12 protein-coding genes and 1 pseudogene are annotated in these 13271 nt (G+C 71.2%); 4 read left to right on the forward strand and 9 right to left on the reverse strand.

From position 1 onward, the window contains the following. Positions 1-36: 36 nt before the first annotated feature. The 5 genes and pseudogenes from AQJ67_RS02550 to AQJ67_RS02570 form a co-directional block, all read right to left on the reverse strand. Positions 37-2211: a 3-hydroxyacyl-CoA dehydrogenase NAD-binding domain-containing protein gene (locus AQJ67_RS02550; RefSeq protein ID WP_062716290.1), complete on the reverse strand. Its 2175-nt coding sequence runs from the start codon at positions 2209-2211 to the stop codon at positions 37-39. Positions 2212-2260: 49 nt separating this feature from the next. Next, positions 2261-3475, reverse strand: a complete 1215-nt coding sequence (locus AQJ67_RS02555; RefSeq protein WP_062716291.1) for an acetyl-CoA C-acetyltransferase — start codon at positions 3473-3475, stop codon at positions 2261-2263. Between the two features lie 56 nt (positions 3476-3531). Continuing rightward, positions 3532-4672, reverse strand: a pseudogene (locus AQJ67_RS02560) (acyl-CoA dehydrogenase family protein). Next, the gene (locus AQJ67_RS02565; protein ID WP_079055725.1) at positions 4669-5817 is read right to left on the reverse strand and encodes a CaiB/BaiF CoA transferase family protein; all 1149 of its coding nucleotides are present in this window, start codon (positions 5815-5817) and stop codon (positions 4669-4671) included. The pseudogene AQJ67_RS02560 and the gene AQJ67_RS02565 overlap by 4 nt, the downstream one beginning before the upstream one ends. Positions 5818-5946: 129 nt before the next feature. Further along, the gene (locus AQJ67_RS02570) at positions 5947-6327 is read right to left on the reverse strand and encodes an MmcQ/YjbR family DNA-binding protein (RefSeq protein WP_062716293.1); all 381 of its coding nucleotides are present in this window, start codon (positions 6325-6327) and stop codon (positions 5947-5949) included. Positions 6328-6418: 91 nt separating this feature from the next. Between AQJ67_RS02570 and AQJ67_RS02575 the strand changes: the two genes are divergently transcribed. Further along, complete coding sequence (locus AQJ67_RS02575; RefSeq protein ID WP_062716294.1) at positions 6419-7597, forward strand: saccharopine dehydrogenase family protein; 1179 nt, start codon at positions 6419-6421, stop codon at positions 7595-7597. Positions 7598-7628: 31 nt separating this feature from the next. Here the strand turns inward: AQJ67_RS02575 and mmpA are convergent, their stop codons facing one another. Further along, positions 7629-7775: a morphogenic membrane protein MmpA gene (gene mmpA / locus AQJ67_RS02580; RefSeq protein ID WP_167366184.1), complete on the reverse strand. Its 147-nt coding sequence runs from the start codon at positions 7773-7775 to the stop codon at positions 7629-7631. Positions 7776-7884: 109 nt separating this feature from the next. Next, positions 7885-8577 carry an endonuclease V gene (locus tag AQJ67_RS02585; RefSeq protein WP_062716296.1) on the reverse strand — a complete coding sequence of 231 codons (693 nt, stop codon included), beginning with the start codon at positions 8575-8577 and terminating at the stop codon, positions 7885-7887. Between the two features lie 41 nt (positions 8578-8618). Here AQJ67_RS02585 and AQJ67_RS02590 point away from each other — a divergent pair, with 41 nt between their 5' ends. Continuing rightward, the gene (locus AQJ67_RS02590; protein WP_062716297.1) at positions 8619-8915 is read left to right on the forward strand and encodes a YciI family protein; all 297 of its coding nucleotides are present in this window, start codon (positions 8619-8621) and stop codon (positions 8913-8915) included. Positions 8916-8960: 45 nt separating this feature from the next. Here AQJ67_RS02590 and AQJ67_RS02595 read toward each other — a convergent pair whose 3' ends face one another. Both AQJ67_RS02595 and AQJ67_RS02600 read right to left on the reverse strand, forming a co-directional pair. Further along, the gene (locus tag AQJ67_RS02595) at positions 8961-9287 is read right to left on the reverse strand and encodes a hypothetical protein (RefSeq protein WP_062716298.1); all 327 of its coding nucleotides are present in this window, start codon (positions 9285-9287) and stop codon (positions 8961-8963) included. A 48-nt stretch (positions 9288-9335) separates the two neighbouring features. Further along, on the reverse strand, positions 9336-10439 hold the full coding sequence (locus tag AQJ67_RS02600) for a WD40/YVTN/BNR-like repeat-containing protein (RefSeq protein WP_062716299.1): 1104 nt from the start codon (positions 10437-10439) through the stop codon (positions 9336-9338). A 220-nt stretch (positions 10440-10659) separates the two neighbouring features. On the opposite strand from AQJ67_RS02600, the gene ssgD reads away from it, so the two are divergent. Together ssgD and AQJ67_RS02610 are read left to right on the forward strand one after the other, a co-directional pair. Beyond that, entirely contained in the window at positions 10660-11076 is a 417-nt protein-coding gene (gene ssgD / locus AQJ67_RS02605) for a spore wall synthesis regulator SsgD (protein WP_062716770.1), read from the forward strand. Positions 11077-11580: 504 nt separating this feature from the next. Further along, complete coding sequence (locus AQJ67_RS02610) at positions 11581-13206, forward strand: ABC-F family ATP-binding cassette domain-containing protein (RefSeq protein ID WP_062716300.1); 1626 nt, start codon at positions 11581-11583, stop codon at positions 13204-13206. The last annotated feature ends 65 nt before the right edge of the window (positions 13207-13271 follow it).

Consider the following 13271-nt stretch of genomic DNA (forward strand, 5'->3'; position numbering starts at 1 on the left):
GCCCGGCGTCAGGCGCCCGGCGTCAGGCGTCAGGCGTCAGGCGTCGCCGAAGCGCTCCCCCTTCTCCGCCTTCTCCACGAGCAGCGCCGGCGGAGCGAACCGGTCCCCGTACCGTTCCGCCAGCTCGCGCGCGCGGGCGGTGAAGCCGGGGACGCCGCCGTCGTAGCCGTTGATGTACTGGAGGACACCCCCGGTCCAGCCGGGGAATCCGATGCCGAAGACGGAGCCGATGTTCGCGTCGGCGACGGAGGTGAGAACGCCCTCCTCGAGGAGCCGGACGGTGTCGAGGGCCTCGGAGAAGAGCATGCGTTCCTGCATGTCCCGGAAGGGGATCTCGGCACCCTCACGGGTGAAGTGCTCGCGCAGCCCCGGCCACAGGGCGACGCGCTTGCCGTCCGCGTCGTAGTCGTAGAAACCGGCCCCGCCACTGCGCCCGGGACGGTCGAACTCGTCGACCATGCGGTCGATGACGGCCTCGGCGGGGTGGGACACCCAGGTGCCGCCCGCCTCCTCCACGGCCCGCTTGGACTCGCCCCGGATCTTGCGCGGGAGCGTGAGCGTCAGCTCGTCCATGAGGGAGAGGACCTTGGCCGGGTAGCCGGCCTGGGCCGCCGCCTGTTCGACCGACGCGGGCTCGATGCCCTCCCCGACCATCGCGACGCCCTCGTTGATGAAGTGGCCGATGACCCGGGAGGTGAAGAAGCCGCGGGAGTCGTTGACGACGATCGGCGTCTTCTTGATCTGCCGGACCAGGTCGAAGGCACGGGCCAGCGCCTCCTCGCCGGTCCGCTCGCCCTTGATGATCTCGACGAGGGGCATCTTGTCGACGGGTGAGAAGAAGTGCAGGCCGATGAAGTCGGACTGGCGCTCGACGCCCTCGGCGAGGGCGGTGATGGGGAGCGTGGAGGTGTTGGAGCACAGCAGGGCGTCCGGCTCGACGATGTCCTGGATCTCCTGGAAGACCTTGTGCTTCAGCTCCGGGTTCTCGAAGACGGCCTCGATGACCGCGTCGCAGCCGGCCACGTCCTGAGGGTCGGCCGTGGGTGTGATGCGGGCGAGCAGCGCGTCGGCCTTCTCCTGGGTCGTACGGCCCCTGGAGACCGCCTTCGCGCACAGCTTCTCGGAGTAGCCCTTGCCCTTGACGGCGGCTTCGAGCGCCACGTCCTTCAGGACGACGTCGATCCCCGCGCGGGCGCACGAGTAGGCGATGCCCGCGCCCATCATCCCGGCGCCGAGGACGGCGACCTTGCGGACCTGCCGCGGCTCGACGCCCTTGGGGCGGTTGGCGCCGGAGTTGACGGCCTGGAGGTCGAAGAAGAACGCCTGGATCATGTTCTTGGAGGTCTGGCCCGCCGCCAGCTCCACGAAGTAGCGGGCCTCGATGACCTGCGCGGTCTCGAAGTCGACCTGGGCGCCTTCGACAGCGGCGGCGAGGATGTTGCGCGGCGCCGGGTAGGGAGCGCCGTTGGTCTGCTTGCGCAGGCTGGCCGGGAAGGCGGGGAGGTTCGCCGCGAACTTGGGGTTGGCGGGCGTGCCGCCGGGGATCCTGTAGCCCGGCTTGTCCCAGGGCTGCTGCGACTCGGGGTGGGCCTCGATGAAGGCGCGGGCCTTGGTGAGCAGTTCCTCCTGGGTGGCGGCCACGTCGTCGATCAGGCCGTTCTGCAGGGCGCGCTGCGGGTTGTACTGGGTGCCCTGGAGGAGGACCTTCAGCAGCGCGTCGGCGATGCCGAGGAGGCGGACGGTGCGGACGACGCCGCCTCCGCCCGGCAGCAGGCCGAGGGTGACCTCGGGGCAGCCGATCTTGGAGCCGGGCGCGTCGAGGGCGATGCGGTGGTGGCAGGCGAGCGCGATCTCGTAGCCGCCGCCGAGGGCCGCGCCGTTCATCGCGGCGACGACCGGCTTGCCCAGGGTCTCGATGCGGCGCAGGTCGCGCTTGATGGCCAGGCCGCCGTCGAACAGGTCCTGGGCCGTCTCGGGGGTGACGCGGATCAGGTCGCGCAGGTCGCCGCCGGCGAAGAACGTCTTCTTGGCGGAGGTGATGATGACACCGCGGATGGTGTCCTTCTCGGCCTCCAGCCGGTCGGTGATCACGGCGAGGGAGTCGCGGAACGCCTGGTTCATGGTGTTCGCGGACTGGTCGGGGTCGTCGAGGACGAGGGTGACGACGCCGGTGCGGTCCTGTTCCCAGCGGATGGTGGTGCTCTGCGTCATGACGGGGTCTCCGTTGAAGTCTCTGAAGTCTCTTGGTTCCGCCGGGTGTTCAGATGCGCTCGACGATCGTGGCGATGCCCATGCCGCCGCCGACGCAGAGGGTCGCGAGGCCGTACCGCTTGTCCTGGCGCTCCAGTTCGTCGATCAGGCTGCCCAGGATCATCGCGCCGGTCGCGCCGAGCGGGTGGCCGAGGGCGATGGCGCCGCCGTTGACGTTGACCTTGTCCAGGGACAGGCCCATGTCCTTGACGAAGCGCAGGACGACGGCCGCGAAGGCCTCGTTGATCTCGACGAGGTCGATGTCGTCGATGGTCAGGCCGGCCTTGGCGAGCGCCTTGCGGGTGGCGGGCGCGGGGCCGGTGAGCATGATGGTGGGCTCGGAGCCGGAGACGGCGGCGGAGACGATCCGCGCGCGCGGCCGCAACCCGTAGCGCTCACCGACCTCCTTCGAACCGATGGCGACCAGGGAGGCGCCGTCGACGATGCCGGAGGAGTTGCCCGCGTGGTGGACGTGGTCGATCTTCTCGACCCAGTGGTACTTCTGCAGGGCCACGGCGTCGAAGCCGCCCAGGTCGCCGATGTCCGCGAAGGACGGCTTCAGCTTGGCGAGGGAGTCGGCGGTGGTGCCGGGGCGCGGGTGCTCGTCGTGGTCGAGGACCGTCAGGCCGCTGCGGTCCTTCACGGGTACGACGGAGCGGTCGAAGCGGCCCTCCTTCCAGGCCGTGGCCGCGCGCTCCTGGGAGAGGGCGGCGTACTCGTCGACGTCGCGGCGCGAGAAGCCCTCGATGGTGGCGATCAGGTCGGCGCCGATGCCCTGCGGCACGAAGTTGACGGCGAGGTTGGTCATCGGGTCGTTGAACCAGGCGCCGCCGTCCGAGGCCATCGGCACCCGGGACATGGACTCGACGCCGCCCGCGAGGACGAGGTCCTCCCAGCCGGAGCGCACCTTGGCGGCGGCCAGGTTGACAGCTTCGAGGCCCGAGGCGCAGAAGCGGTTCTCCTGTACGCCGGCCACCGTGTCCGGGAGGCCCGCCGCGATGGCGGCGATGCGGGCGATGTCGGAGCCCTGGTCGCCGACCGGGCCGACGACGCCGAGCACGATGTCGTCGACGGCCGCCGGGTCGAGGCCGGGGAAGCGGTCGCGGATCTCGTGGATGAGGCCGACGACCAGGTCGATCGGCTTGGTGCCGTGCAGGGCGCCGTTGGCCTTGCCGCGGCCGCGCGGGGTGCGGATCGCGTCGTACACATACGCTTCGGTGCTCACAGGGAAGCCTTTCGAGGGTGAGGGTCAGCCGAGCAAGGGAGCTGAGCGGGGGAGCCCTAGCCGAGCAGGGAACGTCCGATGATCTCCTTCATGATCTCGGTCGTTCCGCCGTAGATGGTCTGGATACGGCCGTCGGTGAAGGCCCGGGCGACCGGGAATTCGCTCATATAGCCGTAGCCGCCGTGCAGTTGGAGGCAGCGGTCCGCGACCCGCTTTTGGAGCTCGGTCGCCCACCACTTGGCCATGGAGGCGTGCACGGCGTCGAGCTCGCCGTTGTCGTGGTCGGCTATGCAGCGGTCGAGGAAGGTGCGGGTGACGGCGCACTCGGTGGCCATCTCGGCGATCTCGAACCGGATGTGCTGCTTGGTGGCCAGCGGCCGGCCGAACGCCTCGCGTTCCTTGACGTACTGCGTGGTGATCTCCAGCAGGTGCTCGGCGGCGGCGATGGCGGAGACCGCGATGCTCAGCCGCTCCTGCGCGAGGTTCGTCATCAGATGGACGAAGGCGCCGTCGAGGTCGCCGAGGAGGTTCTCCTTGGGCACGCGGACGTCGCGGAAGAACAGCTCGGCGGTGTCCTGCGCCTTCTGGCCGATCTTGTCGAGGTTGCGGCCGCGCTCGAAGCCGTCCGTGCCGCGCTCGACGACGAGCAGCGACAGCCCGCGCGCCGCCCTCGGGGGTCGTCTTCGCGACGACGATCACCAGGTCGGCGAGGATCCCGTTGGAGATGAAGGTCTTGGAGCCGTTGAGCACCCAGTGGTCGCCGTGGTCCTCGGCGTGGGTGCGGATGCCCTGGAGGTCGGAGCCGGCGCCGGGCTCGGTCATGGCGATGGCCGTGATCAGCGAGCCGTCGCAGAAGCCGGGCAGCCAGCGGCGCTTCTGCTCTTCGGTGGCGAGCGAGGTGAGGTACGGGCCGATGATGTCGTTGTGCAGGCCGAGCGCGAGTCCCGGGGTGCCCGCGCGGGTGAACTCCTCGGCGAGGACGGCGCTGTACCGGAAGTCGGGCGTGCCGCCGCCCCCGTACTCCTCGGGGACGGCGAAGCCGAGCAGGCCCTGCTTGCCGGCCGCCCGCCAGGCGTCGCGGGAGACGATGCCGTCCTTCTCCCACTGCTCGTAGTACGGCAGGACCTCCTTGGCCAGGAAGCTGCGCACGGTCGCGCGGAACGCGTCGTGCTCGGGGGCGAAGATCTGCCGCTTCATTCGGGGCCCTTCGTGGGTTCCTGGTGCTTCAGAAGGTCGGGGACGTCCCAGTCGCGCGCCACGCCGGCGGTGTCCGCGCCGGGCTGGGCCGGGCCGGTGCGGACGGCCGTCGGGGTCGCGGAGAAGCGGGGCGCGGGGGCGGGCTGGGTGATGCCGCCGTGGTCGGTGAAGGTGCCCCGGGCGGCGAGGTGCGGGTGGTGCGGGGCCTCGCGCAGGGACAGGACGGGGGCCACGCAGGCGTCGGAGCCCTCGAAGAGGGCCGTCCACTCGTCCCTGGTACGGGACTTGAAGCGGGCGGCGACCGCCTCGCGCAGCTCGCCCCAGCGGGACCAGTCCTTGCGGGCGGCCGCGTGCTCCTCGATGCCGAGAAGCCGCAGGAACTCGGCGTAGAACTGCGGTTCCAGGGCGCCGACCGCCATGTACTTCCCGTCGGCGGTCTCGTAGGTGCCGTAGTACGGGCAGCCGCCGTCGAGGAGGTTGGCGCCGCGCCGGTCCTGCCAGCCACCCGCGGCGAGCATGCCGTGGATCATCGCGGAGAGGTGGGAGGTGCCGTCGACGATGGCGGCGTCGACGACCTGGCCGGTGCCGGTCGCGCGCGCGTGGTGGAGGGCGGCGAGGACGCCGATGACGAGGTAGAGGGAGCCGCCCGCGTAGTCGCCGACCAGGTTGGCGGGGACGGCGGGTGGTTCGTCGGGGCTGCCGATCATGCCGAGGGTGCCGGTGAGCGCGATGTAGGCGATGTCGTGGCCGGCGCGCTGGGCGAGCGGCCCGTCCTGGCCCCAGCCGGTCATCCGGCCGTAGACCAGCGCCGGGTTGCGGGCGTGGCAGGCCTCGGGGCCGACGCCGAGGCGCTCGGCGACGCCGGGGCGGTAGCCCTCGATGAGGATGTCGGCGCGGGCGGCGAGGTCGAGGACGCGCGCGGGGCCGTCGGGGGACTTCAGGTCGACGATCACCGAGCGCTTGTTGCGGTTGGTGATGTCGTACGCGGTGTCGATGGCGAGTCCCGTGCCGCCGGGCCGGTCCACGCGGACGACGTCGGCGCCGAGGTCGGCGAGGAGCATGGCGGCGAACGGGCCGGGCCCGATTCCGGCCAGCTCGACCACGCGCACGCCGGTGAGCGGGCCCTGTTCTGGCGTCGTCGCCATCCTGCCCCCAGGGGTATGACACAACTGCTGTAACACCAGTGATGCTAAGAACATGCGCCGACGGACACAAGAGCAAGCGCTTAGGAAGTTACCCGCCGGAAGCCGGTCCGCGAACCGGTGCGGTGCGGGTCAGCGCGTGTCCAGCTCCGCTATCAGCCGTTTCGGTGCGATGGTGCGGTAACTCTCCTCCACCCAGTCGCACAGCAGCTCGGCCGTCGGGGCACCCTTCTGCTCCAGCGGGATACTCACCCAGCCCGCCTTGCCCAGGCCGTATCCGGCGGGTTCGGCGCCCGGGCAGGTCAGGGCGTGGGCGTGGGCAGCCTCGTCCTTGAGCTTCACCGTGACGCCCATCGGATAGCCGCCGTCGGAGACACCGAGGAAGACGAAGACCTTCTTGTTGGCCTTGGCGACCGTCTCGCCCCACGGGAACTCCTCGACCGCGCCCGGCATCCCGAGCGCGAACTCGCGCACTTTTTCCCACTTCTTCAGGGCAGACCTGGGCACGGCCACCGCTTACCTCCGGGCTCGTCGTCGGGCTCCGCACAGCTCACGCTAGCCTCGGCCACCGACAACGGCGCGTGCTGCGAGACCGAGGGGTGTCATGACCAGGCTGAACAGGACGGATCGCCCGTACGACGTGGTGCTCTTCGGAGCGACGGGTTTCGTCGGGATCCTCACCGCGGAGTACCTCGCCGCGCGGGCGCCCGAAGGGCTGCGCTGGGCCGTCGCCGGGCGCAGCAGGGAGAAGCTGGAGCGGCTGCGCGACGGGCTGCCGGGCGGCGCGGAGATCGGGGTGCTGGAGGCGGACGTCTCGGACCCGGCCTCGATGCGACGGCTCGCGGAGCACGCGCGCGTGGTGGCCACGACGGTGGGTCCGTACGTGAACTACGGCGAGGATCTCGTCGCCGCCTGCGCGGACACCGGCGCCGACTATCTCGACCTGTCCGGTGAGCCGGAGTTCGTGGACCTGACGTACGTCCGGCACGACGCACGCGCGCGTGAGACGGGCGCTCGGCTGGTGCACGCCTGTGGCTTCGACTCGGTCCCGCACGACCTGGGCGCGTACTTCACCGTCCAGCAGCTGCCTCAGGGCGTGCCGCTGACCGTGGACGGGTTCGTGACCGCCGACGCCATGTTCTCCGGCGGCACGTTCGCGTCGGCGCTCAACCAGTTCTCGCGCGGGCGCCAGATGCTGTCCGCCGCACGCGACCGGGCCCGCCACGAGCCGCGTCTGATGGGACGCCGGGCGCAGGCGCCGACGGGTGCGCCGCGGTTCGCCAAGGAGGTCGGCGCCTGGGCGGTGCCGCTGCCGACGATCGACCCGCAGATCGTCCGGCGCTCCGCGCGGGCCCTCGACCGGTACGGCCCCGACTTCCGCTACCGCCACTACGCCGCCGTACAGCATCTGCCGGTCGCGCTCGGCGGAGTCGCGGCGGTCGGCGCGCTCGCCACCGCCGCCCAACTGCCGCCCGCCCGGCGCTGGTTGTCCGACCGGCTCAAGCCCGGCGAGGGGCCGAGCCCGGAGCGGCGCGCGAAGAGCTGGTTCTCGGTCCGTTTCGTCGGCGAGGGCGGCGGCCGGCGCGTCTTCACGGAGGTCGCGGGCGGTGACCCCGGCTACGGGGAGACGGCGAAGATGTTCGCCGAGTCGGCCCTGTCCCTCGCCTTCGACGACCTGCCGCCCACGGCCGGTCAGGTCACGACGGCGGTCGCGATGGGGGACGCGCTGATCGAGCGGCTGCGGAAGGCGGGCATCACCTTCCGGGTGGCCGCGACCCGCTGAACCGCGCCCGCACTACTCGCTGAAACCGGCCCTACAGGGTCCACCCCGCCACCGTGAAGATCATCCCGCCGATCCAGGCCAGCCCCGCCACCACGGCGAGGACCAGCGCGGCCGTCACGGCACGCTCGACGGGACGGTCGGGGTCGGCGAGGGGCTTCGGTGCACGGTGCGTCGTCATACCCCAGAGCCTGCCGATCACGGCGGGCGGCGACATCCGTACAGGTACTCAGACGACGTACTCAGCCGACGTACTCAACCGACGTACTCAGGCGGACCGCAAGGGGGCCTCATCGGTCGGTCGCGTCCTTCAGTGCCTGCCGGCACAAGGAGTCCGCGCGGCGGGTCGTCTCCGGAAGGCGGTACTCGGGGGTGAGCGCGAGGGTGTGGGCGCAGGCGTTGTCGAGGCTCACCCGGTGGCCGACCGAGACGAAGACCGGCTTGACGGTGTCGCGGGTGCGCAGGGCGCGGCCGACCTCCTCGGCGCCCGCCGTGAGCGGTGCGGACGATCCGCGTGCGGCGGCGGGGGCGTCGTAGGTGAAGGTGAACGGGTTCTTGGCGACGCCGATCGTCGGCAGCCCGGTGAGGACGCCGAGGTGGCTGGCGAGGCCGAAGCGGCGGGGGTGGGCGAGGCCGTAGCCGTCGCAGACGACCAGGCCGGGTGGACAGGGCAGGGCGTCGAGGGCGGCCAGGACCGTGGGGATCTCGCGGAAGGCGAGCAGGCCGGGGACGTAGGGGAAGGAGATCCGGCCGGCGGCCGTGGCCTCGGCGACCACCTCCAGGGTCGCGGCGTCCAGCACGACCGCGGCGGCCGCGACCACGTCCCGTTCGTCGTCGTAGGCCACGTCGACGCCGGTCACATGACCGGATCCGGCCGGCGGGCCCGGCTCGTCGAGCACCACCCGCTCCCGGAGTTCGTCCTGGACGGCGCGGGCCGCTTCCTCGGTCGCGGGCCAGCCCGCGGGAATGCTTACGGTCGTCATGGTGGGCACGAGCGTACGGGTCCGGGGGTAGGCTCGCGATCATGTTCGTGCTGGAGCTGACCTACACCGCCCCGCTCGAGGACGTCGACGCCGTGCTGGAGGCCCATGTGGCGTGGCTCGACGAGCAGTACGAGCGAGGGGTGTTCCTCGCGTCCGGACGCAAGAACCCCCGCGACGGCGGAGTGATCCTCGCCGTCGCGGAGGACCGCGGGCGCGTCGAGGAGATCGCCGCGGGGGATCCGTTCGTCACGGCCGGGGTGTGCGCGTACCGCGTCACCGAGTTCGTCGCCACGAAGACGGCGCCGGGGCTGGAGCGCTACCGCGAGACGTCCGGCTGAGACGGTCGGCCGGGGCGCTCGGACGGGCCGGGTCTGGGCGGTCGGTCACTTCCCGCCCAGCGCCTGCTTGAGCTGGCTCTTGTTCATGTCCGAACGCCCGTGGATGTTGCGGCGCTTGGCCTCCTCGTAGAGCTGGTCGTAGGTGGGTCCCTGGGAACCCTTGCCGGACCGCTGGCCGCCCCGCTTGCCGGAGGACATGTCCTGGGTGGACGTACGGCTGGCGGACTTCGACTCGCCCGACCGGGCTCGCTCCTTGTTCACCGTCCGCGCCGCGATCTCCTTGGCGCGGCCTGTGCTCTCGCCCCGGTCCTCGGCGCTCTCCTTGATGTGCTCGTACTGGCGTTCCCGCTTGGGGCTCGAACCGCGTGGCATGTCGGGTCACTCCTCTCGCAGTCGGCGCCCGAGTACCCACTTTCGGCGTCAGCTCTCCAGCCGTGCGACCCGGCCCTTCTCCCCCGCGGCCCAGCAACCCAGGCCGGGCGTGCAGTCCACGGTGTCGTACGAGCCGCTGTCGACGGTCCGCCAGGTGCGGCCGCCGTCGGTCGTCAGGTCGGTGCCGGTCGGGCCGACCGCGAGGGCTGCGGTGCGGCTGTGCGGGAGCCAGGCGACACCGGAGCGGTAGGCGGGCGGCGGCGTGGCGGCGGGCTGCCAGCCCCGGCCGGCGTCGCGGGTGTGTGCGGCCGCCTGCGGGGAGGCCTGGTCGGGGCGGTAGTCGCCGCCGACCGCGAGGCCGTGCGTACGGTCGCGGAAGGCGAGGGCGAAGACGCCGCGGGCGGGGTCGCCGGCGGGGATCGGGGTGTCGGCGGCCGTCCAGGTCAGTCCCCGGTCGCGGGAGTGCAGTACACGCGCGCGTGCGGCGCCGCCGGTGGCCAGCCAGACGTCCTTCGGCCCGGAGCCGACCAGGCACTGCCCGCTCGCCGCGAAACCGGCCTCGCCCTCCAGCGCGGCGGGCATCCCCTCGCTGGGCAGCACCTTCCAGGAGCGGCCGCCGTCGCTGGTCGACAGGATGCGGAACCTGCCGTCGACGGGGTCGCTCATCGCCAGTCCGTGGCGGCGGTCGAAGAAGGTCATGCAGTCGTAGAAGGCCCGCGCGTCGGTGTTGCGGAAGGACTCCGTCCAGGTCGCGCCGCCGTCGTCCGTGCGGTACACGCGGGACGCCTCGCCCTCCCCGATGGCCAACACCACCGCGCGGTGCGCGTCGAACGCCTCGACGTCCCGGAACTGCAGCTCGCCGGCGCCGGGCGGCGAGACGTTCCGCCAGGTCGCGCCGCCGTCGGTCGTACGCAGGACCGTACCCGCCGTTCCAGCCAGCCACGCGGTGTTCCGGCTGACCGCGGAGAGCCCCCGGAAGCGGACCTCGGGTGTGCCGCTGTCCTTGAGTTCCCAGTGCGGTGTCCGGCGCTCCGGTTCGTGCGCCTGCGCGGGTACGGCGGTCAGCGCGGCCAGCGCCGCCCCGCACGCCACCCCTGCGGCCACTGTCCGAAACGTACGCCCCGACCGTCGCGTGCTCCCCGAACGCCTCATGGCGGGCGAAGCTAGCCGACCGCTCCGGCGGCGTCCAGACCGCCCCCGTCACACGTGACTTTCCCGGCACACGAGGACGAACGCGTCACCCCTGTGCATGAAGGCGGTGACCGAGGTCACTCGCTCTTCGTGTGCACGGATTGGCTGATTCCATCGTCTCTACCAGTGCCCGGTCTCGTCCGCCCGGATGTTCGTCCAGCCGTCACAAGGGAGCAAGGCGTTGTCCACCGTCATCGAGCAGCCCGTTGAGGCCCGTCTCGTCGCCGCCGCGCCGCGGATGCCGAGCATTCCGGCGACCCTGCACTACGACCGGCGCGATCCGTTCGCCGTCCGCATGACCTTTCCGGCCCCGGCGACGCTGGAGGGGGTCGAGGTGTGCTGGACCTTCAGCCGGGAGCTGCTGGTGGGCGGTCTTGAGGGGCCCGAGGGGCACGGGGACGTGCGGGTGCGGCCGTACGGGTTCGACCGTACGGTGCTGGAGTTTCACGCGCCCGAGGGTACGGCTGTCGTGCATATCCGGTCGGGGGAGGTGCGGCGGTTCCTGGAGTCGACGAGTGAGTTGGTGCCGATGGGGCTGGAGCATCTTCAGTTGGATCTGGATCGGGATCTGGCGGAGCTGATGCGGGACGCCTGCTGACGCGGGCGGTTTCTCGCCCCCGCCGCCCCTACCCGTCCCATCCCTTGAAGGGGCTCCGCCCCTTCGACCCCGCTGGGGGCTGCGCCCCCAGACCCCGCTGTCGGCCCTGCGGGCCTCGTCCTCAAACGCCGGACGGGCTGAAAATGCAAACGCCGGACGGGCTGGAGGTGCCTGGGCCGGCGTCGAAGTGCGGCTGCCTCCCGCCCTCGGAAGTCGCGCCATGGGCCGGCTCGATTTAATTCCGTTGACACCCTCTCCTCGTCTCCATACCGTGTATCTCGGTTCTGTTGCCGCCGATTGGAGAAGGACGTTGCTCGTCTGAGGTCCTGAGACACCGCGCCACACCTGAGGTGTGTTTGCGCTGCGTGCGACCTCGGCGTTCGAGCCGTCCTCCGGAGCAGGGCTTTTTTTCGTCCCCTGGGTTCCCAGAGGCCTCCCCCGTTGGTCGCCGGTGTCTCGATACGCGTTTGCCCTTGATCGCTTCGAGCATCCGCGGAGGCCCGTATGTCTACTTCCATCACCTGTACTTCCCTCTTCTTCACCTGGCCGGACGGCACTCCCGTCTTCGAGGGCCTCGACGTCTCGTTCGGCCCCGGCCGGACGGGGCTGGTGGGCGTCAACGGATCGGGGAAATCAACCCTGTTGAAGCTTGTCGCCGGTGAGCTCGCCCCGGCCGACGGTGCTGTGCGTGTCGCGGGCGAGGTGGGGTATCTGCCGCAGAACGTCACGCTCGACACCGGCCTGAAGGTCGACGAGGCCCTCGGTATCGCCGCTCAGCGAGCCGCGCTGCACGCCATCGAGGCGGGCGACGTGGCCGAGGAGCACTTCGAGACCGTCGGCGACAACTGGGACGTGGAGGAGCGGGCCGTGGCCACTCTCGGCGAACTCGGGCTCGAGCACGTCGAGTTGGACAGGACCATCGGTGAGGTGTCGGGCGGCGAGTCGGTGCTGTTGCGGCTGGCGGCGCTGATGCTGCGCCGTCCGGACGTGCTGCTCCTCGACGAACCCACCAACAACCTTGACCTGTACGCGCGTCGGCGGCTTTACGCGGCCGTGGCGTCGTGGCCGGGGGTGATGGTGGTGGTCAGCCACGACCGTGAACTCCTGGAGCTCGTCGACCAGATCGCCGATCTGCGGGCCGGGGAGGTCACCTGGTACGGCGGCAACTTCTCCGCGTACGAGGAGGCGCTCGCCACCGAGCAGGACGCGGCCGAGCGGATGGTGCGGGTCGCCGAGGCCGATCTGAAGAAGCAGAAGCGCGAACTGGTCGACGCCCAGGTCAAGTTGGCCCGACGGAAGCGGTACGGGCAGAAGATGTGGGAGCAGAAGCGCGAGCCGAAGATCGTCATGGGGGCGCGCAAGCGGGCGGCACAGGAGTCCGCGGGCAAGCACCGGATCATGCACGAGGAGAAGCTCGCCGAGGCCAAGGAGCGGCTCGACGAGGCGGTGGAGGCCGTACGGGACGACGACGAGATCCGCGTCGACCTGCCGTACACGGCCGTACCGCCGGGGCGCAACGTCCTCACGCTCATGGACCTGGAGCTGGCGTACGGCGCGCGCGTGTCCGGCGGCTTCGATCTGCGTGGCCCCGAGCGGGTCGCGTTGATCGGACGCAACGGCGCGGGCAAGACGACGCTGCTGCGGACGATCGCCGGGGAGCTGCCGCCGGTGTCGGGTGAGGCGACGGCACATGTCCCGCACCGGTTCCTGCCGCAGCGGCTCGATGTACTGGACGGTGAGCTGAGCGTCGCCGAGAACGTGGCACGGTTCGCGCCTGGCGCCACCAACAACCGGGTCCGGGCACGCCTTGCCCGCTTCCTGTTCCGGGGCGCCCGCGCCGACCAGAAGGCGGCGACGCTGTCCGGCGGTGAGCGCTTCCGAGCGACTCTGGCCGCGCTGATGCTGGCCGAGCCCGCACCGCAGCTGCTGATGCTGGACGAGCCGACGAACAACCTGGACATGGCGAGCGTACGGCAGCTCACCACGGCCCTGGAGTCGTACGAGGGGGCGCTGATCGTGGCCAGTCACGACCTGCCGTTCCTGGAGTCGATCGGCATCACTCGCTGGCTGATGATGGAGGAGGGAGAACTGAGGGAAATCACGCCAGAAGCTGTCGGGTATCCCGCCTAGCTTCGGCTTCATGCCTGAATTCACGTCCGGATCCGCACCCCAATTCACACCCGGGTTCGCGCCCG

Origin of the sequence: Streptomyces caeruleatus (genome assembly GCF_001514235.1) — a bacterium.
Taxonomy (GTDB): domain Bacteria; phylum Actinomycetota; class Actinomycetes; order Streptomycetales; family Streptomycetaceae; genus Streptomyces; species Streptomyces caeruleatus.